The organism is Microvirga sp. CF3016 (assembly GCF_036314085.1).
Classification (GTDB): Bacteria; Pseudomonadota; Alphaproteobacteria; order Rhizobiales; family Beijerinckiaceae; genus Microvirga.
In genome coordinates this window covers 35,006-59,585 of sequence record NZ_JAYGGM010000019.1, presented here as the reverse complement: position 1 = coordinate 59,585, position 24,580 = coordinate 35,006, and the positions used below count along the sequence as shown (strand labels likewise).

27 protein-coding genes and 1 tRNA gene are annotated in these 24,580 nt (G+C 58.5%); 13 read left to right on the top strand and 15 right to left on the bottom strand.

Features of this window, described 5'->3' with window-relative positions; all coding sequences use genetic code 11:
* Positions 1 to 766 precede the first annotated feature (766 nt).
* From corA to VB672_RS22365, 4 genes are all read left to right on the top strand, one after another.
* Entirely contained in the window at positions 767 to 1,738 is a 972-nt protein-coding gene (gene corA / locus VB672_RS22380; RefSeq protein WP_329786404.1) for a magnesium/cobalt transporter CorA, read from the top strand.
* Positions 1,739 to 1,870: 132 nt separating this feature from the next.
* Positions 1,871 to 2,068 (top strand): hypothetical protein, encoded by a 198-nt coding sequence (locus VB672_RS22375; RefSeq protein ID WP_329786403.1) that lies wholly within the window; start codon positions 1,871 to 1,873, stop codon positions 2,066 to 2,068.
* Positions 2,049 to 2,447, top strand: coding sequence for a response regulator (locus VB672_RS22370; RefSeq protein ID WP_329786402.1), 399 nt, complete (start codon positions 2,049 to 2,051; stop codon positions 2,445 to 2,447). The genes VB672_RS22375 and VB672_RS22370 overlap by 20 nt, the downstream gene beginning before the upstream one ends.
* A 21-nt stretch (positions 2,448 to 2,468) precedes the next feature.
* The gene (locus VB672_RS22365; RefSeq protein WP_329786401.1) at positions 2,469 to 2,834 is read left to right on the top strand and encodes a response regulator; all 366 of its coding nucleotides are present in this window, start codon (positions 2,469 to 2,471) and stop codon (positions 2,832 to 2,834) included.
* 39 nt (positions 2,835 to 2,873) lie between these two features.
* Here the strand turns inward: VB672_RS22365 and VB672_RS22360 are convergent, their stop codons facing one another.
* The 9 genes from VB672_RS22360 to VB672_RS22320 form a co-directional block, all read right to left on the bottom strand.
* A complete protein-coding gene (locus tag VB672_RS22360; RefSeq protein ID WP_329786400.1) occupies positions 2,874 to 3,677 on the bottom strand; it encodes a DUF72 domain-containing protein in 804 nt (267 codons plus the stop codon).
* Positions 3,678 to 3,898: 221 nt separating this feature from the next.
* Positions 3,899 to 4,138 (bottom strand): hypothetical protein, encoded by a 240-nt coding sequence (locus VB672_RS22355; protein ID WP_329786399.1) that lies wholly within the window; start codon positions 4,136 to 4,138, stop codon positions 3,899 to 3,901.
* 65 nt (positions 4,139 to 4,203) lie between these two features.
* Complete coding sequence (locus tag VB672_RS22350; RefSeq protein WP_329786398.1) at positions 4,204 to 4,422, bottom strand: hypothetical protein; 219 nt, start codon at positions 4,420 to 4,422, stop codon at positions 4,204 to 4,206.
* A gap of 204 nt (positions 4,423 to 4,626) precedes the next feature.
* Complete coding sequence (locus VB672_RS22345) at positions 4,627 to 5,064, bottom strand: hypothetical protein (protein ID WP_329786397.1); 438 nt, start codon at positions 5,062 to 5,064, stop codon at positions 4,627 to 4,629.
* 32 nt (positions 5,065 to 5,096) lie between these two features.
* Entirely contained in the window at positions 5,097 to 5,318 is a 222-nt protein-coding gene (locus VB672_RS22340; RefSeq protein WP_329786396.1) for a hypothetical protein, read from the bottom strand.
* 705 nt (positions 5,319 to 6,023) lie between these two features.
* A complete protein-coding gene (locus VB672_RS22335) occupies positions 6,024 to 6,422 on the bottom strand; it encodes a PRC-barrel domain-containing protein (RefSeq protein WP_329786395.1) in 399 nt (132 codons plus the stop codon).
* Positions 6,423 to 7,292: 870 nt separating this feature from the next.
* The gene (locus VB672_RS22330) at positions 7,293 to 8,432 is read right to left on the bottom strand and encodes a histidine kinase dimerization/phosphoacceptor domain -containing protein (RefSeq protein WP_329786394.1); all 1,140 of its coding nucleotides are present in this window, start codon (positions 8,430 to 8,432) and stop codon (positions 7,293 to 7,295) included.
* Between the two features lie 150 nt (positions 8,433 to 8,582).
* Positions 8,583 to 9,251: a PRC-barrel domain-containing protein gene (locus VB672_RS22325; protein ID WP_442932165.1), complete on the bottom strand. Its 669-nt coding sequence runs from the start codon at positions 9,249 to 9,251 to the stop codon at positions 8,583 to 8,585.
* A gap of 220 nt (positions 9,252 to 9,471) precedes the next feature.
* Positions 9,472 to 9,744 (bottom strand): hypothetical protein, encoded by a 273-nt coding sequence (locus VB672_RS22320; RefSeq protein ID WP_329786392.1) that lies wholly within the window; start codon positions 9,742 to 9,744, stop codon positions 9,472 to 9,474.
* A gap of 631 nt (positions 9,745 to 10,375) precedes the next feature.
* On the opposite strand from VB672_RS22320, the gene VB672_RS22315 reads away from it, so the two are divergent.
* Together VB672_RS22315 and VB672_RS22310 are read left to right on the top strand one after the other, a co-directional pair.
* Entirely contained in the window at positions 10,376 to 10,915 is a 540-nt protein-coding gene (locus VB672_RS22315) for a hypothetical protein (protein WP_329786391.1), read from the top strand.
* A 1,017-nt stretch (positions 10,916 to 11,932) separates the two neighbouring features.
* Positions 11,933 to 12,160 (top strand): DUF6894 family protein, encoded by a 228-nt coding sequence (locus VB672_RS22310; RefSeq protein ID WP_329786390.1) that lies wholly within the window; start codon positions 11,933 to 11,935, stop codon positions 12,158 to 12,160.
* Between the two features lie 136 nt (positions 12,161 to 12,296).
* Here the strand turns inward: VB672_RS22310 and VB672_RS22305 are convergent, their stop codons facing one another.
* Positions 12,297 to 13,358 (bottom strand): Crp/Fnr family transcriptional regulator, encoded by a 1,062-nt coding sequence (locus VB672_RS22305; RefSeq protein WP_329786389.1) that lies wholly within the window; start codon positions 13,356 to 13,358, stop codon positions 12,297 to 12,299.
* Between the two features lie 487 nt (positions 13,359 to 13,845).
* Between VB672_RS22305 and VB672_RS22300 the strand changes: the two genes are divergently transcribed.
* The gene (locus VB672_RS22300) at positions 13,846 to 14,592 is read left to right on the top strand and encodes a Crp/Fnr family transcriptional regulator (RefSeq protein WP_329786388.1); all 747 of its coding nucleotides are present in this window, start codon (positions 13,846 to 13,848) and stop codon (positions 14,590 to 14,592) included.
* A gap of 77 nt (positions 14,593 to 14,669) precedes the next feature.
* On the opposite strand, the gene VB672_RS22295 is transcribed toward VB672_RS22300, so the two are convergent.
* On the bottom strand, positions 14,670 to 15,386 hold the full coding sequence (locus VB672_RS22295; RefSeq protein WP_329786407.1) for a Crp/Fnr family transcriptional regulator: 717 nt from the start codon (positions 15,384 to 15,386) through the stop codon (positions 14,670 to 14,672).
* A 1,109-nt stretch (positions 15,387 to 16,495) separates the two neighbouring features.
* Between VB672_RS22295 and VB672_RS22290 the strand changes: the two genes are divergently transcribed.
* Positions 16,496 to 17,209 carry a Crp/Fnr family transcriptional regulator gene (locus VB672_RS22290; RefSeq protein ID WP_329786387.1) on the top strand — a complete coding sequence of 238 codons (714 nt, stop codon included), beginning with the start codon at positions 16,496 to 16,498 and terminating at the stop codon, positions 17,207 to 17,209.
* 466 nt (positions 17,210 to 17,675) lie between these two features.
* On the opposite strand, the gene VB672_RS22285 is transcribed toward VB672_RS22290, so the two are convergent.
* From VB672_RS22285 to VB672_RS22275, 3 genes are all read right to left on the bottom strand, one after another.
* The gene (locus VB672_RS22285) at positions 17,676 to 17,918 is read right to left on the bottom strand and encodes a DUF6894 family protein (protein ID WP_329786386.1); all 243 of its coding nucleotides are present in this window, start codon (positions 17,916 to 17,918) and stop codon (positions 17,676 to 17,678) included.
* A gap of 825 nt (positions 17,919 to 18,743) precedes the next feature.
* A complete protein-coding gene (locus tag VB672_RS22280) occupies positions 18,744 to 19,307 on the bottom strand; it encodes a hypothetical protein (protein ID WP_329786385.1) in 564 nt (187 codons plus the stop codon).
* Positions 19,308 to 19,514: 207 nt separating this feature from the next.
* A tRNA-Ser gene (locus VB672_RS22275) sits at positions 19,515 to 19,604 on the bottom strand.
* 263 nt (positions 19,605 to 19,867) lie between these two features.
* Here VB672_RS22275 and rplU point away from each other — a divergent pair.
* From rplU to proB, 5 genes are all read left to right on the top strand, one after another.
* On the top strand, positions 19,868 to 20,260 hold the full coding sequence (gene rplU / locus VB672_RS22270) for a 50S ribosomal protein L21 (RefSeq protein ID WP_203441279.1): 393 nt from the start codon (positions 19,868 to 19,870) through the stop codon (positions 20,258 to 20,260).
* 34 nt (positions 20,261 to 20,294) lie between these two features.
* Entirely contained in the window at positions 20,295 to 20,561 is a 267-nt protein-coding gene (rpmA, locus tag VB672_RS22265; RefSeq protein ID WP_036355650.1) for a 50S ribosomal protein L27, read from the top strand.
* A 178-nt stretch (positions 20,562 to 20,739) separates the two neighbouring features.
* Positions 20,740 to 21,390 carry a GNAT family N-acetyltransferase gene (locus VB672_RS22260; protein WP_329786384.1) on the top strand — a complete coding sequence of 217 codons (651 nt, stop codon included), beginning with the start codon at positions 20,740 to 20,742 and terminating at the stop codon, positions 21,388 to 21,390.
* Positions 21,391 to 21,537: 147 nt separating this feature from the next.
* Positions 21,538 to 22,572 carry a GTPase ObgE gene (gene obgE / locus VB672_RS22255; protein ID WP_329786383.1) on the top strand — a complete coding sequence of 345 codons (1,035 nt, stop codon included), beginning with the start codon at positions 21,538 to 21,540 and terminating at the stop codon, positions 22,570 to 22,572.
* Positions 22,569 to 23,684, top strand: coding sequence for a glutamate 5-kinase (gene proB, locus VB672_RS22250; RefSeq protein ID WP_329786382.1), 1,116 nt, complete (start codon positions 22,569 to 22,571; stop codon positions 23,682 to 23,684). Before obgE ends, proB begins: the two co-directional genes overlap by 4 nt.
* On the opposite strand, the gene VB672_RS22245 is transcribed toward proB, so the two are convergent.
* Positions 23,654 to 24,421, bottom strand: a complete 768-nt coding sequence (locus VB672_RS22245) for a DUF72 domain-containing protein (RefSeq protein WP_329786381.1) — start codon at positions 24,419 to 24,421, stop codon at positions 23,654 to 23,656. The two genes, proB and VB672_RS22245, sit on opposite strands and share 31 nt — an antisense overlap.
* Between the last annotated feature and the right edge of the window lie 159 nt (positions 24,422 to 24,580).

Here is a 24,580-nt window from a genome sequence, read left to right as displayed (position 1 = left end):
CACCCTCTCGGAGCAAGAACGCGCATCTCTCCAAGAAATGCTAGGGCGGGTTATCAGCGCCAACGAAGCTCGGCGAGCGTCGCATTAGAGCGTCGTTGGATACGGAACATCGGATCCCCCGTCCCGCACGATGTGCGAGTAGTGAATGACGCCTTCAAAGAGACCGGCGCCTGCAACGACTGCCTGATCCGGCGCTCCCATGGATCAGACCCAAGGTAAAGGGAAGTGCTTCATCAGCACGCAAGGCAACTCCCTCGTCAGTTAAGGCTGACAGCACGGTTCTAGTACAGACCTGTCAGAGTGTCATGCCATTGCGGGCCGCTTCAGGGAGATCTCGTGAGCTGGCCTACGGAAGCGCTGATGGATTCTATGCTTTGCACCAGCTAAGTGCTCGCTGTGGATAAACCATGTTTGCGCCCGATGACGGAGACCGCGCTCAACAGGAGAGTGGCACTAGGTGAATCTGCGTCGAACTCCTGCAAGAGCAGAGTGCAATGGATCTTCCTTGGTTCGCTCAACATTTCACTTTAATCCTGAGCAGACTTTTGGACCACATCACACGTCCCACGAAATTGAAACAAGCAAGTTATTAAGAGATCCATCGTGGAGCGGCGAACCGTTCCTTGCCTTGGTGGCTGGAGCGGTGCGACCAAAGGGTTCGACTGTACGGAGCCGATGCCACAAGACTATGGCAACGGACGCGACAGCTGAGCGTTGGTTGCACATGGCAGATGCTCTCAAGCTTTCTTCAGCTCGGACCGGGGACATGCCCGGGGTTGTTGCCTCGGCAGTGTATGCCGATGGCCGAAGGATTGCTGAGGTTCCGATTGAGGACGTCGGCGAGTGGTCTCGCAAGCCGGGGCACGTGGTCTGGATCGGCCTGCATGAACCAAGCTTGGACCTCCTGCGACGCCTCCAGGCAGAGTTCGGGCTGCATGACCTCGCCATCGAGGATGCGCTCAAGGCCCATCAGCGGCCAAAGCTCGAACAGTACGGCGAGGCTTTGTTCGTGGTCGCGCGCACGGCCCAGATGTTGGACAGCCGAATTGCGTTCGGTGAGACCCATGTGTTCGTGGGGCAGGGTTACGTGGTCTCCATCCGCCACGGCCCCTCGACGTCCTACACTCCGGTGCGCGAGCGCTGCGAGGCATCGCCAACCGCGCTCTCGGCCGGGGAGGACTACATCCTCTATGCTCTGCTCGACTTCATCGTCGACAACTACATGCCCGTGATCGAAGCGATCCAGACGGAGGTTGAGGAGATCGAGGACGGCATCTTGGCCGAGACATACACGCAGTCCCGTGTGGGCCGACTCTATCAACTCCGCCGCGATCTCCTGCGTTTGCGCAACGCCGCCATCCCGCTGGTGGAGGTCTGCCGCCGTCTTGAGCAGCCGGGCCTGCCGGGCATCGATGCCTCACTCCTCCCGCTCTTCCGCGACGTCTCCGACCACATCCGGCGGGTGCAGGAGGAGATTGAGTCCCTGCGCGAGGTGCTGGCCTTCGCCTTCGAGACCAGCCTGATGACTGGGCAGGCGCAGCAGACTGAGATCACCCGCAAGCTGGCAGCCTGGGCTGCTATCCTGGCCGTCCCTACCGCCGTGGCCGGGATCTACGGCATGAACTTCGAGCACATGCCAGAGCTGGAATGGCAGTACGGCTATGCCGTCGTGCTGGTGATCATCGCGTCGGTGTGCGGCTGGCTCTACTGGCGCTTCCGCCAGAACGGCTGGCTCTAACCGTCACTGTCGAAGGAGTGTTTCTGCCGCTACGCTGAAACCCTTCGCGAGATCAGCGGTTCACCCCATTAACGTATGTTAGCCCGAGTCGCCGCGACGGGCCCACCGAGCCAGTACCTAAGGAGAGCATCGATGCCCCACGACGCCTCGGGCGACGTGCGCCTGCCGCATGTCAACGATCTTCACCCTGATGTCGCCACGTTCATGATCGCACGCGCGTTCGCTGAGACCTATCGGGATGTGCTCGACGCACCGATCCCCGACCCGCTCGTCGCTATTCTGCGCCAGATGGAGATCAGGGAGGCCGATCATGAATGCTCGCCATTCTGAGCCTCATCTGGCCCTGATCGTCGAGGATGATCGCGTCGTGCGCGACCTCGCCGCCGCCCTACTGGAGGAGACCCCGCTCGACGTGGTGGAGGTCGAAAGTGCGGAAGCGGCCCTGGAATGTCTCCAGGAGTGCGGCGGCGAGGTAGCGATGCTCTTTGCCGACATTCGGCTCCCAGGCTCGATGGACGGGGTTCAACTCGCCAAGGCCACGTGCACGCTCTGGCCGACGATCAGAGTCGTGCTCACCTCGGGCGCTGTGGCCGACGAACTGGATGATCTGCCGGAATGTGTCACCTTCATGCCAAAGCCCTGGCGCGGCCTCGACGTGCTCATTCAGGCGGAGAAGGCGATCCACCAACCGCAGCCGCCGGTGACCTGAATGAGGCATCCTACCCCATCTATGGTTCTCGTGGTCGAGGACGAGCCGCTGGTGCGCATGACTGCTGCCGACGAATTGGAGGAAGCTGGGTTCCAGGTGCTGGAGGCCACGAACGCCGACGAGGCGCTGAAGGTGCTGGAAGCGCGCTCTGATGAGGTGCAGGTGCTGTTCACCGATGTGCACATGCCGGGATCGATGGACGGCATGGCGCTGGCCGAACAGGTCTCCCAGCGATGGCCGCATGTGCTGTTGCTGATCTCGTCTGGTTATGCCCGACCGCAACCTGACGAGATCCCGGACCATGGGCACTTTGTGCCAAAGCCGTACATCGGAGCCACTCTCGTGCGGCACATCAACGAAATGATGCACACCCTGCAAGGCTCGTAGGGATTGATGAGGCCTCTGCGTCTCGCCCGACGGAGATCCTCAAAGGCGGGCCTGCACGAGACTTCTGGTCGTGAGTGCATTACGCGTGGCCGCAAAAGCCGCTGTGTTGTCGAAGATGCACCAAGTTTCGACACCCGCTGCAGCATCCCTCGCGAGCACCTCCGCGGTGGCTGCCAGATACTCGGTGGTGTAGGCCGAGTAGTAGATCCGGGGCGAACCATGCAGGCGGTAGTATGACAGCCTACGCCACCCGCCAGGTTCGTCGGCTCCGGGAATTGGTGCCGGGTCGGCAGCCACGCGGGCAATCCGAAGCTCGGCGAGCAGGGCCTCGACCTCGGGCGTGAACCAGGAGGCATGGCGGGGCTCGCAGACGATGCTGCCTTGGACCCGGGCTCTCAACTCCGTTAGAAAGCTGTCAGCAACACCGTCTTCGAACCTCAAGCTCGGAGGCAGTTGAACCAGCAGCGGCCCCAGCTTGGGTCCGAGGCCGCTCACCTCCGACAGAAAGCAATCCAGCTGGTCATCGGCGTCTTTGAGACGGAGCTCGTGGGTGATGGCCTTCGGGACCTTCACGGCAAAGAGGAGGTTCTCCGGCACCGAGGCTGCCCAGCGCTCGTAGGTGGCTGTGCGATGCGGACGATAGAACGAGGAGTTGATCTCGACCGCTGCAATAGCCTTACCGCTCCAACTCCACCAGGGCGACCTCGGTCGACAATGCGGGCTGTCCTTAAGGAGCGAGGGGGCAGCTCTTGATAGATCAAGACCATGGGGTTCTGGCAGTGAACATTGGTGCTCGTTAGAGAGACGGTTATGTTGTGGATGGTTGGTTACCAGAGTACCCATGCGTCTCGCTGGTTGTCCATCTCGCCTCCCGTTCGCAGACCTTCGAGCTCCAGGCGAGTGATGAAGAGGCTGAGCGTTGCTACCATTGATTCATCACAGCGGCAGTTCACCGTCCATAGGTAAGGCTCCGGTTCAACAGACTGCAGGAAATCCAATCTCCGCAGCTGTCCGGAAGGCAAGAATTCCCTGGTGTGCAAGCTGCCACGCTGCGGGAGCGCCTCTCATCCAGTGACGTCGGTCTCCGGCCGATCCCGTCCCAGTGACACTTCCTCGTGCCAGTCGCCTGCCTCGTCCTGAAATTCGATATCTTCGGTCGCGCCAGGCAGCATCTGTCCGGCGGCGGCTCGCTCTGCCGCCTCACGGGCTTCGTCATGAGTGGCGTAGCGCTCTGAGAATACGTCGCCCACTTTGTAAGCCCAACCGCCTTCGTGCTCCACAACCCTGTAATGGACGTTCGCCATAGCTGTGCTCCTGTTAGGCTAGGATTAACGAACAACATACCCCTAGAAGGGCGGCAGCCGAAGGATTAGTTCTTCGGGCTCTCTGGGCTCCAGACAAACACCTCTTCACCACGTTCGTCCATAATTCGCAGAGCATCTGGCTTCTGCGGCATATCCAAAGTCTCAAAGAGAGATTGGGCCCTTATCTTCACGTCCTCCAAATTGGTCGTGTCATGTTCAACACGGCCGAGCGTGGCGTGGGCGTCGTCTACGTCGCGGACCCGAAAGAACTCGATGGTGAACATTGCATAAGCTCCGCCGTGCTATATGAACCGATAGGTGTTCCAGGTAGTCTGTTATTTCAGCGTGATTTCATATCTGACATCTCTGGCTATCTTGGTGTGGTATCGTTTGATGCCGAGCAGATATCCAGCCTGTGCGAAGGCTACAGCTCGAGCCTCGCCACAATCGCGTAGGAACTTGCCATCTTTCATAACCAATTCTGGCGATCACTGGATCGACCGGCCTACTTCCGGAAATATCGCGGCGTCAGCATCGTTGCGCGCCAGGAGCGCCTGCAGGACGGCCAGTGCAGCCTCGTCTGCGGCTGCGGCCGCAAGCGCGAAGACGGCAATGGCATAGGCTTCCGCATCATCGGCGCGGGCTTCCAACAGATGTGACGCGTGGCGCTCTGTCCAACGAGACCCACCTGCAACAGAACCGGCCCGCTTCTCCGCGAGCCATGTCTTAACCCTGACGTTCGCTGCTTCGACAGTCACGCGGTTGTCGTAGATGCGCTGCTCGACCCGGTCGAGCTGGCTTTCAAGGAGATCCTGCGACTGATCAAACATCGCAGCGCCATTGGATTTGAGCGCCTCAAGACGGCGATCCATCCCATGAAGCTTGATCCGCAGCTCGTCACAAAGGCGGCCGATCCGCTCACTCATTCGTGTCTCCTGTAAGATCGTGTTTGCAATAGTCACGCCGATGGTGAGTCAAGATTGTCGCTTAGCGGCCATTCGTCGCTGAATTGGCTGACAATGCCGGTGCTGAAAACCTTGGCTCCTGGTCCGGCAGCCTGAGCCTCCGTAACTGCTGTGTTGATGGCCGAAACGCGTGACCCATATTCACCATGGTGCTTGCCATTCACTCGGATGCGCCAGGCTCCATGATGTCGGACGACGTAAAATTCGGTTGTCATTGACTGGTCTCCACTGGTTGTCAGTCGGGAAGGCACGCGCATGCAATCCGAGTTCAACAACGAAGCGGTTATTCAACTACGTTGAGAACCCCGCAAGCACTCTCACATCACAACCTTGGCCATTCGCAGAATATCGCAAAGATATAGGTGGTTGTTATTTGCATATGGGAAGTAAGTAATCCCTTTACAGCGGCAACAATCAAATAAATCGATATAATTACATAATTTTTTTTCGAAGAGTTGCGCGGGCGATTGCTGCAGTTCATCGGAATGTATGATGGCTGGAAGTGTCTATATGTCTGTTCACTAGGAATTTTAGCCTAGGAACAAATGTCAGAGGTTCTCGACTTTGCCGCGGCATCGGGCAGGATCATGTCATGAGAACGCATCGCTATGCCCGGGTGTATGTGCCCACGCGGGTTCGGAGAGGCCATTATGAGGTCGTCCTTCCTCTCCTGGCGTGAGACCGGGAGCCTCTCTATCAGATCCGAAGCAACGATTGGACCTGCGATAGGATCGGCGGCAAGTCCTGGTTGCAGGAGGACCTTGGTGCGAGGTGGGGAGACGGCTAAGCCGAGCCCAGAAGAAGCGAGCATCGGACGGGCGAGGTTCCTCTTCAGCCGAAGTCAATGAAGCTTTGTCCTCTTCAACAGACCATCAGGCCAGTTATGCTAGCCACAGTTGCAGCCAAGTTCGGCAGGAGAATTAGCGTTTCCACTTACCTTCGTAACGGAACTCTGGGGCTGATTTCAGTTGATCAAGGTCACCATTCATGGTCGCTCGCCATTTATCCTCGCCTTCAGTGTACTGGATCGAAATCGACGATGGATCCACTGCCACGTAGCGTTGGCTGCCACCCAGGATGTCGCCCACAGACAGAACGATGCCGATAATCTGGCCACCCTCGAAGACAACATCCTCAATCTTACCCATTCCTTTGCCGCTAGCACTTTGAACATCCAGGCCAATCAGCCTTGAGCTCAGGATGGCATTGTTGCCGATTGCGATGAACTGCGGCGCACCTGACGCCGGCGGTGTGCTCTGGGCTTGTGCCATACCTGATATGCCGAGAGTGACGAGGACCATAAGAACGGAGAAGCGCATTGGTATCTTTCCTCGAAAGCGGGGTTCCGCACCAGTAGTGCGCGCGATAGTGGCCGATTTAGGAGGACCGTCCGCTGCTGCAGGGCTTGGATCTTCTCTATCCCCGGCGCCGTAGCAAGCCACGATAGGAGCCCGCGGTCAGCCTGAATATTGGTAGAGCAAAGCAACCTGTATTGGGGATCTGAGCTGATGCTCCCATATACAAGGGTGGAGCCGCTATATGCTCCTTTGAGGAGTGTCCTATGCGGATCGTTGCAGTTATGGCCGTGCTTGCCTTGCTGAGCGCGTCTCATCCAGTCTTAGCCAAGAATGTAACGCAACCAGAGGCAGCGGCCCCCAAGGTAACTGCCTCGAAGTCGTATACGGCCGAGGAGTCGGCTGCAATGGGAAGAGCAGCTCGGACCAAAGCTGAGGCGCAAGAGCGGGTTTGGGATCGCAAGATGAAGATCATCACTAGAGGCATCTGCACAGGATGCTGAGCGAAATGACGATTTGCTCAGCTAGCAGGCGATTTTGAACGCCCTCCAGTTCAGTGAATGCAGGCAGCAGGAGACTTACAATGGCTTGTCGCGGCGGTGAGCGAGCATGCCCGTGCCTTGAGTGCAGTTTGTCTGAGGCGTGCAGATGCTTTCAAGCAACTTCTTTTTATAGACGATAAGGCATGGAAGGAGTTGTCATGAACAAGAGCTATCTCAGCGTTGCCCGACAGTTTCGAACTCAGTTTGGAAAGCCATGAGAATGCTGAAGGGTTACCTCGCTGAGGCGCGGGTTTATGACTCTCGTGCGCAGGGAAGCGATGAGCCGCATTCGTACACTCCCGATCTTCTATGATTCGCTCCCGCGTTCCGGCGCCGAATGGGAAGCGCATCATCAGATCGGGAGCGAGATCGTCACCGTCAGGCCTGCATCGCTCTGTATATCCAGCTCGCCGCTGATCTGCTGAACCAGAGATCGTATAAGACCATAGCCAAGGGATCCTTCCCGAAGACTAGACATCCCAACACCATCGTCTCGAATGATAAGCTCAACACGACCAGGCTCGCTGCGGCGGGCCTGAGTGAGGATTGTCCCCGATCTTGGGGGCGGGAACGCATATTTTACCGCGTTAGTGATGAGTTCAGTCAGCACAATACCGAGCGAAAACGCAGTGTCGGCCTCAATGAGAATGCCTTCATCCGTAACGCGTTCCAAGCAAATGCGGTTGTCGTTCTCAGTAATCGGTCTCAAGGCTTCGCAGAGATCCGTCACATAGGTCGTGAGGTCCACGCGTTGGGAGCTTTCCGACTTGCTGAGCAAATCGTGGACCCGAGCCATAGCTGTGAGACGATCCTGGGCCTCCTCAAAGAGGGCTCGTACGGCTGGATCCAGTTGTCGGCGCCCTTGGATTCCGAGCAGTGAAGCGGCAATGGCAAGGCTGTTTTTCGCCCGATGATTGACCTCCACCAGTAACAGCTCCCGCTCCGAAACAAGCTTGGTCAGCTTTCTGTTGGTGGCTTCCAGTTCTCGGGTTCTAGCTGCTACCCGCTCCTCCAACTCCAGGGTCAAAGCATGAAGGTTGGCTTCGGCATCGTATCGCCGAGTGATGTCAAGGTAGGAAAGGAAATGATTGGTGATGCCACCCTGACCATTTCCCAGTGGGCTCGCGAACAGCATGGCGCGAAACGGCGTGCCATCCTTGCGATACTGGAGGATCTCCAGCGTTTCATCCCGACCTTCCCTGATCGCCGCCTGATAGTGCTGTACGGCCTCAGGGTCAGTTTCTTTGCCGTTCATGAAATGGGGATCCTGCCCGACAAGCTCATCCATGGAGTAGCCGGACAGATTGATGAACGCATTGTTGGCAAAAATAATGGGATTGCCGGGCAGGGTTGGGTCGGTCACGAGCATCGGCATTCGCGTCACTCGCACGGCCTCAACAAACATCCCACCCTGCTCGCGAACCGCTTCAATGTGGCGTTCGGCGAGAGTTCGTTCGGCGGTCTCTGAGATATTCTCCTGAAAATCGTTCATTGCGATCCTTATGGTCCATGAGTTCGGGATTGTGAGGGGCTAGGACGTCCCGGCACAGCGATCGCAAGACAGGCGTTTCAATACCCTTCCGAATAGGTCGGCAGGCTAGCCTTGTTCGAGAGAGTAACCAGCTTTCGCTCAGCGCCCTGCTTATGGTCGCGCAAAGAGGGCGTCATTCCGGGTGCGCCATGTTCCATCCGACAGCCACTTGTAGTCCTGATCGGGCATGTGCGGGATAGTCTTCACCTGCGCCTCAGCCATGGGAAGGAAGAAGCTATCGCGCTCCTGTGAGACCTTGAGGGAGCGGATTGGGACGACGATGCTGTCCTTGCCGGGGGTGAAGAACCCTCCTGAGGCCACAATCGCGTAGTCGCGACCGTCTTTTGTGCCAAACACGACATTTCGAACTTCACCCACTATCTTGTCATCGGCACTTCGTACCTCTGATCCAATGATCTGGTCTGCCCTCAGACCTGGGGAAAGCTCCTCAATGCGGATCAGCGGCTTGGCGTCTTTGTCAGCACGACGCCCTCTGATAGCGCCGCGCTGAACCTTTGGCTTGCGCGCGCTCATCTGCGTCTCCGCATCTTCCTCGTCATTGCCGCCCAATGAAGCCATCGGAGGCCCGGAGAGGAGTTCGCGGATGTTTGCCAGGAGGCGCTCGCAATCGTCGTGACGGCCGTAGGACCAAAGGGTGATTGCCGCGTCGCGCAGGTTGCGCAGGTCACGAACCGTCTGGCGATTGGCCTTCCCGCGAAGCTCGGGCTTTTGCAGGATGGCTTCTTCGAGTTTGGCGTCCGCGATCTGACAATCGGCCATCACTGGCGTGACACTGAGTACGCTGACGAGAGCGACTGTGAGGAGAATTGCTGGCGGCTTCATAGGTGATCCGATCTATAGGAAAGCGAGTTGGCCGACGTTAGGCGGTCTGCCGAAGCAGGTGATGCAGCCTTGCCAATCTGTGGCTCCGCAGCGTCAACTGAGTGTCGATATCGAAGGGAGACGGTGGAAGCGCCATCCAATGGATATGGCTGTCCAGTCAGTCATCGTGGGGTCCGGAAGCATCCCGCGCTTGCGCGGCATCGAGAGCTTCCGGCGTGATCGAGATCGCTTGGAAGGACCCGAGTCCCCCATGATAGATTGGCAGAAAGATCACCGTGGCAACGCGGCGGTAAGCCAAGAAGGATAAGCCCTCGATAGCCTCCTCGTCCGTCTGGATCGTGTAGGTCCCGGCTGGCTGGATCTCATCCAGTCCGGCCAACGAGAACGGACGTGCAAACGTGATCGCCTTGGATGTGGTGCGAATATTCATGTTCATCCTCCTGGTGCAGGTGTGTGCCACCAAGACCTGGACCTCGTCGGCGCACGCGACGGCTACGAGGCGATCGCCCTCAAAGGTTTCGGGTACGGTCGCCCAGCCATTCTTCATTGCGAGATTGCCTCGCACATATGAGGCTGCTTTCAGAAGCCCGATCCGCTCAACAAGCTACGGATCTCGCTTCGACTGATCGACGACAACGCCGAAACCACCTCGGTGTGCGATCGCTCCGTGGCCATCTAACGCGTCGTGCCATCGGTCATCTATCCGCCCCAGTCGAAGCCGATCACCGTCACGGCAATTGCATCCCATGCCACACCGCTGAGAGTTGGCTTCAGCCATTCTGATTTAACGACTCTGATTTAACGACAGTATTTTCCTTTAGGAAAACGAAGTGGATGATATGGATTCCATAAGTAACACCTTACCACAAGCACACGAAAATACTAAGAATTATTTTTTTAGGCGCCTATGGATACTATGCTGATGCAGCACCATATCTTTAAGAAAATCTACAGAAGTATTCCCCATGTGAGGGCGGCACACGATCTCACAAACAGCTCGATGCGGTTCAAACTAAGCCTAGGGCTCTCATGTGAGATGTTCCGTATGAAAGGAGGCCGCCATGAGATTTCTGGTCCAGTTTAAGAGGATCCGCCGCGGTGTTCCTGAGGTCATCGGAACACTGCCCATTGCTGCTCCCGACACTGCCGCAGCTTTGGCATTGGTCCAGAGCCTCGCCGGGAAGAGACGCTGGCCGACTCGGACTGATGTTCTTCGTGTGATGGACGATGGTGGCCGCACACTGCACGAATGGGCAGTGCCAGTAGCGATCGCGGCGCCGGTCACCTACTCACCCAGCCATATTCCGACTGAGCCCGCCGGGAAAGCACCGCGTCTAGTACCTCTCGTGCTGGCGGAGCAGTCAGAGGAGCGCCCTTCAACGCCTGCTCTGGGCCAGCACCGTTTCGCTGTGGGACAAGCCGTCTCTTATGCGGAGGATGGTCAACCTGAGACTTGGAGGGGCGGCTATGAGATTGTCAGGCTTGATGATCCGCAAGGAGAGCCGCAATACGCGATTAGAAACGCGGATCAGTCGTATGATCGGATCGTTTATGAGCACGAACTCCGCGAGGACTTGGGCGCCCGTATCCGTGGACGTTGAGTCTTCGCCTCCAGCCAGCGCCCCGGACCAGACAAAAACCTATGCCAAGCTACGCCGGAAACAGGGCGGCCGCGAAGCCTTGGCCGCACAAAGGAAGCGCCTGAGACATAGCCCAGGGCATCCTCAGTTCGCCTGAATAGCAGGCAGAATAACGGACCTGTGCCTGAGCATGGAAAAGGCCTCAACGCTCTTGGCATCAAGACGGTGAGTCACGGAACAAAGCAAAACCGTTGGTGGGACTCTAACGGTAATTTCGGAGGTTGATATGAAGGACCAAGACTTGGTGCTCTCAATCATCGTCAACGCCATGCAATTTACCCTACAGCACTCTCGTAATACGTCTGAGCGGCTTGGAGACGCCATATCGCCAGAGGAGCGGGTTTCTATCGCAAGAGCAGTTTTGACAGCCCTTTCTGAACAAGGATTCGAGGTCACGCGGGCGCGATCGGAGCCTCGATAATCCACCAGCGTCAGAGGAAGGAGCTTCAACGAGGACTCGTTTAGGAGGTTACTTCTGATGAACACGGAAGCGTGCTTAAGCTTGATCGAGCGTAAACCCAACAACGGCATCTCACGGTGGGATAACGAGGGGGGAGCTCCGCCATCCGGTGATCGATCAAGAAAACAGGCTGGCAGGAACCAGAAGTTCGGAAAACAGGCTAGGAAGGCATCCTGACCTCGCGTGAGATCCGACGAGGGCTTAGGCCTGCTCATCAATCGCCAAGGTTGAACATCGCCGGTGGCGTGGCTTACGGAGGAGACCGTACTCGTCTCAACGCTATCGATGAAGTCGGACGTGCTTCGAAGCCCGACAGTAATGGTTAAGATCAGCGCTTACTGACAGATCCAAGAGGCGGCTTATCCAAAACTGACGTCGTTTCGTACCAAATGGTACGGAGGGCTTCCTTTCTGCCGAAACCGTCTGTCCTTAGAGATCAACTCCATTACATGTCGTATACGCCGTGTCAGGTAGTATATGTCCTGGATATCAAGTCCTTGACTCGTCAGGAACTGCCAATGCGCTGTTTCTTTCACCTACAGAGTGATGACGACACCATCTTGGACCACGACGGGCTCGAGATCTCCGATCTTCACGAGGCGGAGATGCAGGCACTGATCGCAATCCAGGAGGTGCGGCAGGAAGTGGATAGCGTCGATGAGAATCTGAAGGGCTGGCATCTCCACGTGGTGGATGGGGCAGGGGCTACCCTCATGTCTATCCCTCTGGATGCGGTGACGCAGTAGCGGCCCATAGCATAAAGCATCTCCTTAGGGCCAAGGAGAATTGTAGCAGGTGCCTTATTAGTCGTGCCGGCTGAACGACTTGCTAGTTATTTTACGCCCTGAATTCATTAAAACTTAAGCATAGTATGTTGGCCCACTATCGGACCAGAGCTTGCGGGTATGTAGCCGGAAGCAAGCGTTCATAGATCCGGCGAACTTTGCTGTAGCATTCGCATGCTGTCCGCTCGAGCCCGGACCGATCAGTCACCGTGATGCCGCCGCGGCTCTGCCGGATTAGCCCCGCCGTCTGAAGCTTACGAGTCACTGTACTGAGCGTAGAACGTTGGACGCCCAGCATCCCCGCCATGAACTCGTATGTGAGGGGGAGGGTGTCATGATCGAAGCGATCGTGCATGCTCAGGATCCAGCGGCTGCAGCGTGCTTCCACTCCATGAACGGCATTGCAGGACACGGTCTGAAACGTCTGCGCTACCAGTGCTTCGCCGTAGCTCCTGATTAACTGCCGAAGCCTGGGACGGGTGGTTCTCACCTCGTTCAGGCGTTGAACCGAAATACGCGAGGCAGATCCAGACTTCACGACGACATAGCGTCCGAATGCCTCCCGAGTGACCAGCCCGCTGAGCAGCCCCATCACTCCTTCATGTCCGAACCCCGCGACCTCCGTGGAGCCTCCATCCTCCAGAACATTCACAAGTGAAATGATCGAGTCGTGAGGGAAGTATGCGTGATGCATAAGATCGCCGGTGTCGTAGAGTACCTGACCACGTCTTATCTCGACGGTTTCGATCTCAGGCTCAAGAAGTGCTAAGTCGTCGGGTTCGAGGGCGGTCAGGAGTAGATTTTTGCGATGATCGGTGCACAACGCCGTAACGAAGGCAGCAGCATGGTCTTGCCTGCATCCAGCAGGGTGAGCAGATCCGTTTATAGGATGCGGGCGTGTCGCTGGTTCCCTGTGAGGGTAATCAATCAGATCGCCTGATCTCGGCGGCCGAACTGAAACAATGTCTTTGCCTGCCTCGTTTTTGACTTTGATCTCATAGCAGTCTGACACTCCCAAGATCGGTGAATCAGGAATAACCAAGCCACCTCTATCCTGCGCATGCTGGAGCGCAGCCTCATCATTCTCGCAGTCCCGACCCATCATGTCGTAAGCAACGATGTGCGAGCCTTTGCAGAGATGAAAGTAATAGTATGGCATCACTGGAATCCTCCTTTACAAGGCGGGAGTGCACCAGTCTGCCCGTCGTCGGATGCCACGGTTGAGAGCGATGATCTCTACCAACGGTTCAGAAGGGGATTTGTTCGAAACCGTACAATACTCAATTGGTAAGTCGATTTGAGCCGCAGCAGACCTGACGATGGAGAAGCTGAGCTTGAGGATAGTCTCATCGGGTCCAGCTGAACCGCATCCTAAACGGCTATCTGTAGATTGAGGAGTGCTCTATGTGTTTCCGGCGGCTTGCCACCTCACAGAGGGCGCCACCTCCCTTCTTAAAACTCATCTTTTGAGCCGGTGGGATGCTCAGGTGGCAGCGTATGAAACCGTACAGAGCGGGGACGGGACCGCTTATTCTCGTGACTACTCTCCCCTGCGCCGATTAGGGCATTCCTGATTGCTTGACTAAGCAATGGGGCACAAGCAGTCGCGGGGCTTATAGCTCCCGCCCCGATCCTATGTGGCGGCCGTGGTTGAACTCAAGCAGTCCTCCCTGCGCAATCGTCTGCTCCAGGCTTTGACCTCAGATGATTTTGCACTCCTCAAGCCGCACCTAGAGCAGGTCGCGTTGCCGAAAGGCATGCTCCTGATCGAGCCGAACCAGCTCATCAAGCACGTCTACTTTCCTGAGACTGCTATTGCCTCGGTGATTGCGACCAACTCAGAGAGCCGGCAAGTCGAAATTGCTATTGTAGGCCGGGAGGGGGTCGTCGGCCCATCCGTCATCCTTGGCGTCAACCGCACGCCCCATCAAAGCTTCATTCAGATGGAGGGGACAGGTTATCGGATCGCTGCTTCGTGCCTGACCCAGGCGCTTGAGGCCAGCCGGTCTCTGCACGGTCTCCTCCTGCGCTATATCCACGTCCTTACGGTGCAGACTGCCGCCACCGCCATGTCGAATGGCGACAGTGTTCTGGGCGAGCGTCTCGCCCGCTGGCTGCTCATGTGCCATGACCGGGTGGATGGCGACGAGTTGGCGCTCACGCATGAGTTTCTGTCTCTCATGCTGGCAGTGCGCCGCCCCGGCGTGACTGAGGCAATCCACCTACTCGAGGGCGTTGGTATTATCCGGGCTCGGCGTGCTCATATCACCATTATCGACCGGGAGCGGCTGGAGGAAACGGCCGGCGACAGCTACGGCGTTCCGGAAGCAGAGTATGAGCGGCTGATTCCAAAGCCAGGAGCATCGACGATGCCCCTTTCAGGTCAAGGTTAGGAGAGCTCGGCTAACCACCGTCCTGCTGCAACAGGAGCGTATCGGAGATGTCCTGCCTATGCGAGGAAAAATCAAACCTAGCGAAAAGGCCCGATCAAACGTTCGTACTCGGCTTCCGGGACACCATAACTATCGCCCGCCGTCTCTTCCAGTTTACGACGGTCGAGCACAACAATGTTGCGCCTCTCGGCCCGGATAGTCTGCTCCCTCTCAAGCATCTGAAGAGCCTCCGTCACTCCAGGGCGCCGTACGGCGAGCATGACAGCGATAAACTCATGGGTCAGCGGGAGTTCGTTGCCATCCAACCGGTCGTGGCACATCAACAGCCAGCGGGCCAGCCGCTTTCCAACACTGTGTGAGCCGTTGCAGGCAGCCGTCTGAGCCGTCTGGATGTGAAACACCTGAACGAAGCGCAGCAGAAGCCTCTGCAAGGCAGAGCTCTGCTCCAAGGCATAACGCAGGTTATCGGCTCGCATGCGCAGGGCTGCTCCGCTGACTTGCATGAAGGTTTCATGCGGAGTCTGATCGGCTCCTAACAGCACCGGCACTCCGGCGAAGCCGTCCCGACCTACGAGACCGATCTCGATCCGGCGCCCGCGCTCCGTACGGGTGACAACGGAGGTCACGCCGGCCTCCAGGAAGTAGACATGCTCAATCGGTGCATTGGCCTGAATGATCACCTCGCTCTGCTCCAGTGAGACCAACTCGAGATTATGCCGGAGCAGAGCGAAGGCGTCAGGCGGGAGCGCTGTCAGCAACCGGTTGCGAACGGCGGATTGGGATAACTCAGACATAGAACGACGGTAGTCCGGAGAGCGCGGTCGAGCCGACCACGGCATTAGTGAGCCTTGATCTCAGCGAAGGTGGTGCAGGGGCGTCCCCCTTCAAGCTGGAAGGGGCGAGATGTGCATTCAAATTTCGAGATGAGTCGGCGATCCCGTTTTAGCATCAAAGGTCTATTGATACTTGCCATGACACCTGCGGCGTGTCGGACGCTTTGCCGCCAAGTCCTATGGGGTGCACTGTTCTCCATTATTGGTCAGGAAGTGATTGCTTCGGCATCCTTGACCCAACCACAGGAGCCCTGCTCGCGCTGCCTATGACCAATCACGCTGGGACTTGAGCTAATGCATGGTCCCATATGGGGCCATCGTCGCGTGCCCCGGCGGGTTCAGTTGCTCGGCTTGACCGTTCGTGCGGCAGGATCTTTTGGACATCTTTTCGGTCAGCCAAGGCTCCGCGTCCTCAGGGTTCCTAAACAGGGGTGGGCTCTTGTCCCCACATGCGCCGAAGCCTGCTTCAAGGAACCACAAACCACCTTGGCTATCGTGCGCCTCTGGGGAGAGGCGCACCGGAACAGCCAGCAGATCTGCGCCCCAAAACACGAGAAGTGCGTCCCACTCAGGCGTGCCTTCGGCAAGCTGGACCGGTTGATAGGTGGAAACAGGCATCGCCACGCCCCCCGTTCGGATCGCAGCGGGGCCCACGTCCCTAGCCGCGATGAGGACGGTATCATGGCTCAATGTACGGAATCGTACAATTCATCTCTCCGACACACGATATTGCCGGGGCGCTGAGGAATACAACTGAGCCAGAATCCGTCATAATCGCAGCAGAATTTGTGATTGCCGAATTTATCTTCCTTTCGGTAGGAACTGAGAACTGAGAATATTTCGCCACATAAAAGAGTAGATCCAGGTGATAAATTGGATGCTTATTATTAGCTTAGAAAATTTACTAGATAGTACATCGTTAATTTGAGCTTCTAATTTGAGCGCAATTCAAGAAATAACTATCTTTTAGAACGCAGTGAGACTACAAGTTTCCTATCGCTTGCAAGGTTTAACCAGGGCGCAAGCGGCAGAGAGGAATTTGTTCTCCCGCCCCAACATGGGAGGGGAACATGCAGCTTCCTCAGCAATACTCCATCGGCAATCGCCTCCTCACCTCACTCTCTTCAGAAGATTTCGCGGCTCTTCAACCGCATCTGGAGCCAGTGCCACTCGCGCTGCGTCAGGTTTTGATCGAACCAAACATGCCCATCGATCATATCTACTTTCCTGACGCTGGCATGTCGTCTGTGACCAACAACAACTCCGGTGGCAAGATCGAGGTTGGGGTGATTGGGCGAGAGGGCATGGTGGGTCTGCCAATCGTTCTCGGCATCGACCAAACCCCTTACGAGCACTTCATGCAGATTCCAGGCCACGGATGGCGCATAACGGCACGCAGTCTGGAGCAGGCCATAGCCCGGAGCCTCTCCCTGCACCGCCAACTTCTGCGGTTTGCTCAGGCATCCCATGTTCAAGTCTCGGAAACAGCCTTCGCCAATGCCAGCAGCGGTGTCGAGGCCCGTCTCGCCCGCTGGCTGTTGATGTGTCACGACCGAGTGGACGGCGATGACATCCCGCTCACCCATGAGTTCATCGCGATAATGTTGGGTGTGCGGCGTCCAGGCGTGACGGTGGCGCTTCACGTTCTCGAAGGGATGCGGGTCATCAAAGCGAAGCGCGGACTGATCATCGTGCTTGACAGAGAAAAGCTGGAGGATCTGGCAGACGACGCCTATGGGCTCCCCGAAGCGGAGTACGCGCGCCTGATAGGCATTGTGGCGTAAGATGTCACGCGACTTCCTCTGCCTCACCTATGGCCATTGTTGAGATGTTCTGGATCTTGCGGGAGGCGAGAGGGCGGCCTAATGCTGCGCAAGCCGCTAACGTTACGACCACACGACTTGGATTCATGCTGGCTCATTCAGCTCTGGCCACTGGCCTGTTCAGCACCAACAAGCGCTTGGCCCGATGAATCTCTATGAGCCATGATCGTTGGACAAGGATAAGGTGCCGCTCACTCACGGGGATCTCTCGCTCATGCTCGGTATTTGGCGGGCCAAAGCTACCCTGGGGCTGCAAATCCTCGAAGGGGAGCTCATGATCAAGGAAACACATGGCCCTATCCGGTGCTCGACTGGCTGAGCTGGAAAACGTGCCGGATTATGAGTACCGAAGGATCGTGGAGTCTAGGACTAAGGCGGCTTAGAGCCATTTTCTAAGGGACCTGCGCGAAATTCCCGCACGGTTGCCTCATGCGAGGGCGCGAGCCGTCCGGCGAAGCGTCATGGTTACTTCTGCTGTGAGCAGCAGGAAGCCATCTCCATCGCGCACCCGCACCACTGAGGTGAGGCCCTTCGGCAGAGCATCCTGGCTGACTTCGGATGCAATGCGGGCGGCGTAGTATTCCGCGACTGCCAGACTCTCATACTCGAAGCCCACATCGTCACGGGTGAAATCATCACCTACGGAGACGTCAAAGTAGAACCGGGGCAATGCAATTTCTCATGTTCCAGCCAAGGTTCACGACCAAGGGTGAAGAGCCGCGCCCAGTCTTTCTATTAACCGTGTGCGCGACGCTTCAGTCCGTATTTTGCCCCTACGGACACAGGATCATATCCGTATGGCATTGTGCACTCAATGTAGAGACTCGACGATCTCTGATATAGTACGTTAGCGTACAATGTATCAATATAAACACGTGGCAGACTAGTCATTGTGTGAATAGATAATGTTTAAAGGATCTTTTTATTTGCCCCTACGGATCCTGAAACTTGATGCGCCCTCTTAAAGTGGGCGTCCTTTTCTTGATGATACAATTGAAGCAACTGAATTTATTATAATATTAATCAGATGTTGCTGGGAATGTTGTCTCGCACATTTGGGATCTAGATCAGACTCACCCTGATGAAAGTAGTCAAGATCTGTGCCTATGGTTCAATGCTGAACGGCCAAGAACCCTTCAAGCAATCGCAGCTTGGTTGCACAGTTTCCTTATATCTCCCATTGCGCAGCCGCCTTCCATGAAAACCCATCCATCTGCTAGCCGTTACTTCCCAACGTAAAGTATAGTTTAATCCCGAAATATCTTCTTCTGACACGAGGCGGAAGTAAAGCAAATGTCAGCTCTAGCGGGGAGCGGCGGACGTCCTCGGAGATCGGGTGACGGGCAATGCCTGACTCAAAGTGGTCCTTTTGAAGAACTTCTTCAGACTTGCCGGGTCTGTATATCTGCATGGCAACAGCGTCGTGAGATGCATCCAGCCCCCAAGGGCAGCACGAAATCAACATTCCTACCCTGCGCTACTTAACCGTTGCAGTTCAAATATGTGAGGTGAGGTGTATGCGGTGGTTCCTGCGGGATAACGGGCTCTCGGTCACGTTGTTCGCCCTCTTCGGGATCTCACTGGTTAGCCAGGCGCTCACCGGATGGAAGACACCACGCTCTTGCCCGTTCCACCGCCTTCCAGAAGGCTCCAACGACCTCCGGGCTAAGGCGCTTCTCTCGGGCTTTGCCGGGAGAGGGGAGGCGAATTGCGGCAACTGGGTTGGAAGGGAGGGGGCACCCCATTCCTTACGAGCAACCTCTAGGCAGTGCCGGAGGATGGCAAGTTCCCTCCTCACGGTACCCGTCGTGACCACCTTCAGGCGCTCGTCCCGGAACTGAGATACGGACAAGGCTGTCAACTTGCTGAGGTCGGCCTCCGCGATTGCATGTCGCCGGATCACTCGGAGCTTGAAGTGTTCCCTGTCGCTGCCCCTCTTGAAGGGGATTGCCTCCTCCTCATAGCGGTTCAGGAGGTCGCCAACGGTCTGCCCTTTGAGGTCTCTTACCGAGACGAGGATCTCGGCCCGTTCGATTGCCCGCTCTTTCTCCTTAGCCATGCAATAGCATCGGCGTGAGCGATGAATGTCCTGGTGAATGAAGGATAGCCTTTGATACGGACTTGAGCCTCCCATCGGGAGCCTCTCTTACGAATGGTAGCCATGATGCGTCCTGCCACTGTGGCGTTGCTGTGGCGGGCTGAGATTTCAGGCTGTTTTGGAGCGTCTGCTCTGTGGCCTCAAACCCTTGTCTTTCAAAGGGTTAGATGGCGGAGAGGGGGAGATTCGAACTCCCGATACGGTTGCCCGTATGCCGCATTTCGAGTGCGGTGCATTCAACCACTCTGCCACCTCTCCGGGTCGCGAAGGCCCTCAGGCCCGCTGGTTGAGGCGGGGTGGATATCATGGGCTTGGCGGGTCTTCAAGCACCAAAAGCAAGGTTTTTGATTGACAAACGTGGGGGCAGCCCGTAGGTAGGCCTCCTCTATGGGCGGGCACGAGTGCCTGGTCATTTCCATGCGGCAGCTTGAGCCTGTCGTGAACCGAAGCCGGAAACTGCCAAAAAGCCAGTCCGGTGGGGGCTTCCCCGCTGAGAATTGGGTTTGAACACGAGGATCAAGATGTTCGCAGTGATCAAGACCGGCGGCAAGCAGTATCGCGTTGCCGCCAACGACGTCATCACCGTCGCCACGCTCGCAGGCGAGCCTGGCACCGCCGTCACGTTCGACCAGGTTCTCATGGTCACGAACGACGGCTCGACCCAGGTGGGCGCCCCTCTCGTCGAGGGCGTGACCGTGGCGGGCGAGGTGGTGGAACACACCCGCGGCGAGAAGGTCATCTCCTTCAAGAAGCGCCGCCGTCAGAATTCGCGCCGCAAGCGCGGGCATCGCCAGGATTACACCGTGGTGCGGATCACCGAGATCCTCGCCGGTGGCGAAAAGCCCAAGAAGGCTGCGGCCAAGAAGACCACCAAGGCTGCGGCTGACGAAGCTGCGCCGGCCACCGCTGAATAAGCGTTCGGCTTCACACAGGACACGGGAGTAACCCATGGCTCACAAAAAAGCAGGCGGTTCGTCTCGCAACGGTCGCGACTCGGCAGGCCGTCGTCTGGGCGTCAAGCGCTTTGGCGATCAGCAGGTCGTCGCCGGCAACATCATTATTCGTCAGCGCGGCACCAAATGGCATGCCGGCGCCAATGTCGGTATGGGCAAAGACCACACCCTCTTTGCCACGGCCAATGGCCGAGTCCGATTCCTGACGCGTCAAGGCCGAGCCTTTGTATCGGTCGTACCGGCCCAAGAGGCCGCAGAGTAAACGGCGAGAGCGAAACGAAGGAGCTCCCGCCGGCATCACACCGACCCGGCGGATGAAGAGCACCAGACAGGCCCAAAAGGCCAAGCTCCAATCCGAAACTGACAGGGGAGGTGGGATGTCCACCTCCCCTTCGTCATTTCCCGGGCCCAAGGAGGGCCCAACGGATCGGAGCAAGACGATGTTTCCCGACCTCACCCGTGACGATGTTTTCCGCCTCGAGACCCGCGGCCTGTGGCTGCGCTGGGCCCGTCTCGCGGATGCCCAAGCCATCGTACGCCTTGCCGGTGAGAAAGCGGTCGCGGAGATGACGGCGCGCATTCCGCATCCGTATCACCCGGACGATGCCGAGCGATTTATCTTCCAGTCCCGGCGGTCCAACGCGGACGGCCACGGGCTGCAGCTCGCCATCACGCCCAAGGGCCGGCCCAACTGCCTCATCGGTATGGTCGGCATCGGTCCTGATCCCGATACGGGCAAGCCCAGCCTCGGCTACTGGCTCGGCACGCCCTATTGGGGCAAGGGCTACGCCACCGAGGCAGCGAGAGCGCTGATCGACGCCTTCTTCGCCTATGGCGAGGGGGACGAGCTCACCGCGTCGGCCCGGGTCATCAACCCGGCCTCCCGGCGGGTGCTGGAGAAGTGCGGCTTCGCCTATCAGGGCGCTGGCCTCGTCGAGCTGCCGGCCCGGGGAGGGCTCTATCCGGCCGACCATTTCCGCCTCGACCGGCGGGCCTGGGAGAGCCTGAAGAGCTGGAGCCACACCGGCCTCGTGCGCGAGCCCGTCTGCGTCGAGGTGGAGGTGGACCGGGAGATGTCCCTCGCAAGCTGAAAGCAAGGAAGCGCTCCCGCACGTGCGGGAGCGCTTCTCCTTTATGCGCGTTGCTCCCGCACACCACCACGGACGGGAGCATTTTTTGGCCGCAGGGCCCGATCGGCTTTTGCGAAAAATGCTCCAGTCCCGTAAAGGATGCGGGTTATGAAATTTCTCGACCAAGCCAAGATCTATATTCGCTCCGGCAACGGCGGCGGCGGCGCCATATCTTTTCGCCGGGAAAAGTTCATCGAGTTCGGCGGGCCGGACGGCGGCGACGGCGGCCGCGGCGGCGACGTGTGGGCGGAATGCGTCGAGGGGCTGAACACCCTCATCGACTACCGCTATCAGCAGCATTTCAAGGCCAAGACCGGCGGCCACGGCATGGGCAAGAATCGGCACGGCGCCAAGGGCGCCGACGCCGTTCTCAAGGTCCCGGCCGGGACCGAGATCCTCGAGGAGGACGGCGAGACCGTCATCGCCGACATGACCCATGTGGGTCAGAAAGTGCTGCTGGCCAAGGGCGGCAATGGCGGCTTCGGCAATGCCTATTTCACCACCTCGACGAACCGCGCCCCGCGCCGGGCCAATCCCGGCCAGGAAGGCCAGGAACGCACGCTCATCCTGCGTCTCAAGCTGATCGCCGATGCCGGGCTCGTCGGGCTTCCCAATGCCGGCAAGTCCACGTTTCTTGCCACCGTTACGTCGGCCAAGCCCAAGATTGCCGATTATCCCTTCACCACCCTCCATCCTGGGCTCGGCGTCGTACGGGCCTATTCCCGCGAGTTCGTGCTGGCCGACATCCCAGGCCTGATCGAGGGCGCCTCCGAGGGTGTCGGCTTGGGCGACCGCTTCTTGAGCCACGTGGAACGCTGCCGGGTGCTGCTGCATCTCGTCGAAGGCACCAGCGAGGATGCGGGCGAGGCCTACAGGACCGTTCGCCACGAGATCGAGGCCTATGGCCATGGACTTGCCGACAAGCCGGAGATCGTTGCGCTGTCCAAGGCCGATGCCCTGGACGAGGAGACGCTCAAGGAGCAGCTGAAGAAGCTGAAAAAGGCCTGCAAGCAAACGCCCTACGTGGTCTCCTCCGCGTCGGGACAGGGTGTGCAGGAGGTGCTCCAGGCGCTTCTCACCGTGATCGATCAGGCCAAGGCCGAGGAAGAGCCTGCCCGGCCGCAGGAAGAGTGGCATCCGTGACCCCTGAACTGAGCCAGTTCCGTCGTGTGGTTCTGAAAGTCGGCTCCGCGCTGCTGGTCGATCGGGTGCGCGGACGGCTGAATCATGCCTGGCTCGCGGCGCTTGCCGAGGATATCGCGGACCTTCACGGGAAAGGTGCCGACGTTCTGGTCGTTTCCTCCGGCGCCATCGCCATGGGGCGCACGGTTCTAGGGCTGCCTTCTGGTCCCTTGCGGCTGGAAGAAAGCCAGGCGGCCGCGGCCGTCGGCCAGATCGCGCTCGCCCGCACCTGGTCCGAGGTGCTGGCCCATCACGGCATCACGGCCGGCCAGATCCTGGTGACGCTTGCCGACACGGAGCAGCGGCGGCGCTATCTCAATGCCCGGGCGACGACCCTGAAGCTCCTCGAGATGCGGGCCGTCCCCGTCGTCAACGAGAACGACACGGTCGCCACCTCGGAAATACGCTATGGCGATAACGATCGTCTGGCCGCCCGCGTCGCCACCATGATCGGCGCCGATCTTCTGGTGCTGTTTTCCGATATCGACGGGCTTTACACGGCGCCGCCCGCATTGGATCCGAATGCCGAGCACATTCCGGTGGTCGAGCGCATCACGCCTGCCATCGAGGCGATGGCCGGTGGGGCCGCGTCCGAGCTCTCGCGCGGCGGCATGCGCACCAAGATCGAGGCGGGCAAGATCGCCACTGCCGGCGGCACGCACATGGTCATCGCGGACGGCCGCACGAAAAACCCGCTGAAACGCGTTGCCGAAGGCGGGCGCTGCACCTGGTTCCTCACACCGTCCAATCCCGCCACTGCGCGCAAGACCTGGATCGCAGGCGCGCTCGAACCCCGCGGCACGCTCCATGTGGACGAGGGCGCCGCCCGTGCGCTCCAGGGCGGCGCGAGCCTGCTGCCCGTGGGCGTGCGCCGGATCGAGGGTTCGTTCCACCGCGGCGATGCGGTGACGATCCGCAGCGAGAGCCGTGTGCTCGGTCGGGGCCTCGTGGCCTATGACGCGGAGGAGGCGGCGCGCATCATCGGCCGGCCGAGCCGCGAGATCGAGGGGATCCTCGGCTATCCCGGTCGAACCGAGATGATTCACCGGGACGACATGGCGTTGAGCGACTGATCGCCAGAGAGAAGCCGCAGCAGCGTTTGGGCATCGCCCGGTGCGGCGCTCTTGATGTCGTTGTCGAAATAGACATAGACGCTGCGCCCGCTCTTGCGCCAATCGGCAATATGGCGCGCCCAGGTCTGCAGCGTCTCGGCGGAGTAGCTGCCGGCATAGCGCCCGTTCGTGCCGTGTGCCCGAACATAGGTGAAATCCGCCGTAGCCTCCCAGGGGGCTGGCGCATCCGCGTGATCCGAAATGCACAGCGCGGAATTATGGTCCCGCAGGATCCGGAAGGCGGGCTCCTCGTACCAGCTCGGATGCCGGAACTCGAAGGCGCAGCGGCGGCTCTCGGGGATCAGCGCCAGGCAGCGCGCCACCCGCTCCCGCGTCTCCGCATCGGCCTTGAAGGTGGGCGGCAGCTGAAACAGGACCAAGCCGAACTTGTCGCCCAAGGCGTCCATCCGGCCGAACACGAGATCGATGCTCTCTTCGATCCCCTTCAGGCGCTTCATGTGCGTGATGAAGCGCGAGGCCTTCCAGGCGAAGAGAAAGTGCGTCGGCGTGGAATCATGCCACGCTCGCACGGCCTGTTCGGTCGGCAACCGGTAGAAGGAATTGTTGATCTCTGCCGTATCGAAGTGCTGGCAGTAATAGGTCAGGAAGTCCTTGATCTTTGTCCGCGGCGGGTAGAAAGGTCCGTGCCAGGATCTGTAGTGCCAGCCTGAGGTCCCGACCCGGATCTCAGGTTCCATCAAGACGGAACGGCTTGGCGCTGAAGCCGCGTGGCATGCTATGGGTTCGGATCGTGACATTTCCCCTGAAGCGGTCGGGGGCTGGGACTTGGACATGGACGATATTCGCGCCTTGATTGCGGAAGTGCTTGCTGACCACCTCAACGCACCAGGTGCCGC

Bases quoted from the DNA above. Each gene is read 5' to 3' on its own strand.
- VB672_RS22325 (WP_442932165.1), bottom strand. From the start codon at position 9,251: ATGGCCGATTGTCAGATCGCGGACGCCAAACTCGAAGAAGCCATCCTG.
- VB672_RS22355 (WP_329786399.1), bottom strand. From the start codon at position 4,138: ATGGCGAACGTCCATTACAGGGTTGTGGAGCACGAAGGCGGTTGGGCT.
- VB672_RS22305 (WP_329786389.1), bottom strand. From the start codon at position 13,358: ATGCCATACTATTACTTTCATCTCTGCAAAGGCTCGCACATCGTTGCT.
- VB672_RS22315 (WP_329786391.1), top strand. From the start codon at position 10,376: ATGAGATTTCTGGTCCAGTTTAAGAGGATCCGCCGCGGTGTTCCTGAG.
- VB672_RS22370 (WP_329786402.1), top strand. From the start codon at position 2,049: ATGAATGCTCGCCATTCTGAGCCTCATCTGGCCCTGATCGTCGAGGAT.
- VB672_RS22360 (WP_329786400.1), bottom strand. From the start codon at position 3,677: ATGGGTACTCTGGTAACCAACCATCCACAACATAACCGTCTCTCTAAC.
- VB672_RS22245 (WP_329786381.1), bottom strand. From the start codon at position 24,421: ATGGAACCTGAGATCCGGGTCGGGACCTCAGGCTGGCACTACAGATCC.
- VB672_RS22290 (WP_329786387.1), top strand. From the start codon at position 16,496: ATGCAGCTTCCTCAGCAATACTCCATCGGCAATCGCCTCCTCACCTCA.
- obgE (WP_329786383.1), top strand. From the start codon at position 21,538: ATGAAATTTCTCGACCAAGCCAAGATCTATATTCGCTCCGGCAACGGC.
- VB672_RS22365 (WP_329786401.1), top strand. From the start codon at position 2,469: ATGGTTCTCGTGGTCGAGGACGAGCCGCTGGTGCGCATGACTGCTGCC.
- VB672_RS22320 (WP_329786392.1), bottom strand. From the start codon at position 9,744: ATGAATATTCGCACCACATCCAAGGCGATCACGTTTGCACGTCCGTTC.
- VB672_RS22375 (WP_329786403.1), top strand. From the start codon at position 1,871: ATGCCCCACGACGCCTCGGGCGACGTGCGCCTGCCGCATGTCAACGAT.
- VB672_RS22295 (WP_329786407.1), bottom strand. From the start codon at position 15,386: ATGTCTGAGTTATCCCAATCCGCCGTTCGCAACCGGTTGCTGACAGCG.
- VB672_RS22260 (WP_329786384.1), top strand. From the start codon at position 20,740: ATGTTTCCCGACCTCACCCGTGACGATGTTTTCCGCCTCGAGACCCGC.
- VB672_RS22350 (WP_329786398.1), bottom strand. From the start codon at position 4,422: ATGTTCACCATCGAGTTCTTTCGGGTCCGCGACGTAGACGACGCCCAC.
- rplU (WP_203441279.1), top strand. From the start codon at position 19,868: ATGTTCGCAGTGATCAAGACCGGCGGCAAGCAGTATCGCGTTGCCGCC.
- VB672_RS22280 (WP_329786385.1), bottom strand. From the start codon at position 19,307: ATGGCTAAGGAGAAAGAGCGGGCAATCGAACGGGCCGAGATCCTCGTC.
- rpmA (WP_036355650.1), top strand. From the start codon at position 20,295: ATGGCTCACAAAAAAGCAGGCGGTTCGTCTCGCAACGGTCGCGACTCG.
- VB672_RS22340 (WP_329786396.1), bottom strand. From the start codon at position 5,318: ATGACAACCGAATTTTACGTCGTCCGACATCATGGAGCCTGGCGCATC.
- VB672_RS22310 (WP_329786390.1), top strand. From the start codon at position 11,933: ATGCGCTGTTTCTTTCACCTACAGAGTGATGACGACACCATCTTGGAC.
- VB672_RS22335 (WP_329786395.1), bottom strand. From the start codon at position 6,422: ATGCGCTTCTCCGTTCTTATGGTCCTCGTCACTCTCGGCATATCAGGT.
- VB672_RS22345 (WP_329786397.1), bottom strand. From the start codon at position 5,064: ATGAGTGAGCGGATCGGCCGCCTTTGTGACGAGCTGCGGATCAAGCTT.
- corA (WP_329786404.1), top strand. From the start codon at position 767: ATGCCCGGGGTTGTTGCCTCGGCAGTGTATGCCGATGGCCGAAGGATT.
- VB672_RS22330 (WP_329786394.1), bottom strand. From the start codon at position 8,432: ATGAACGATTTTCAGGAGAATATCTCAGAGACCGCCGAACGAACTCTC.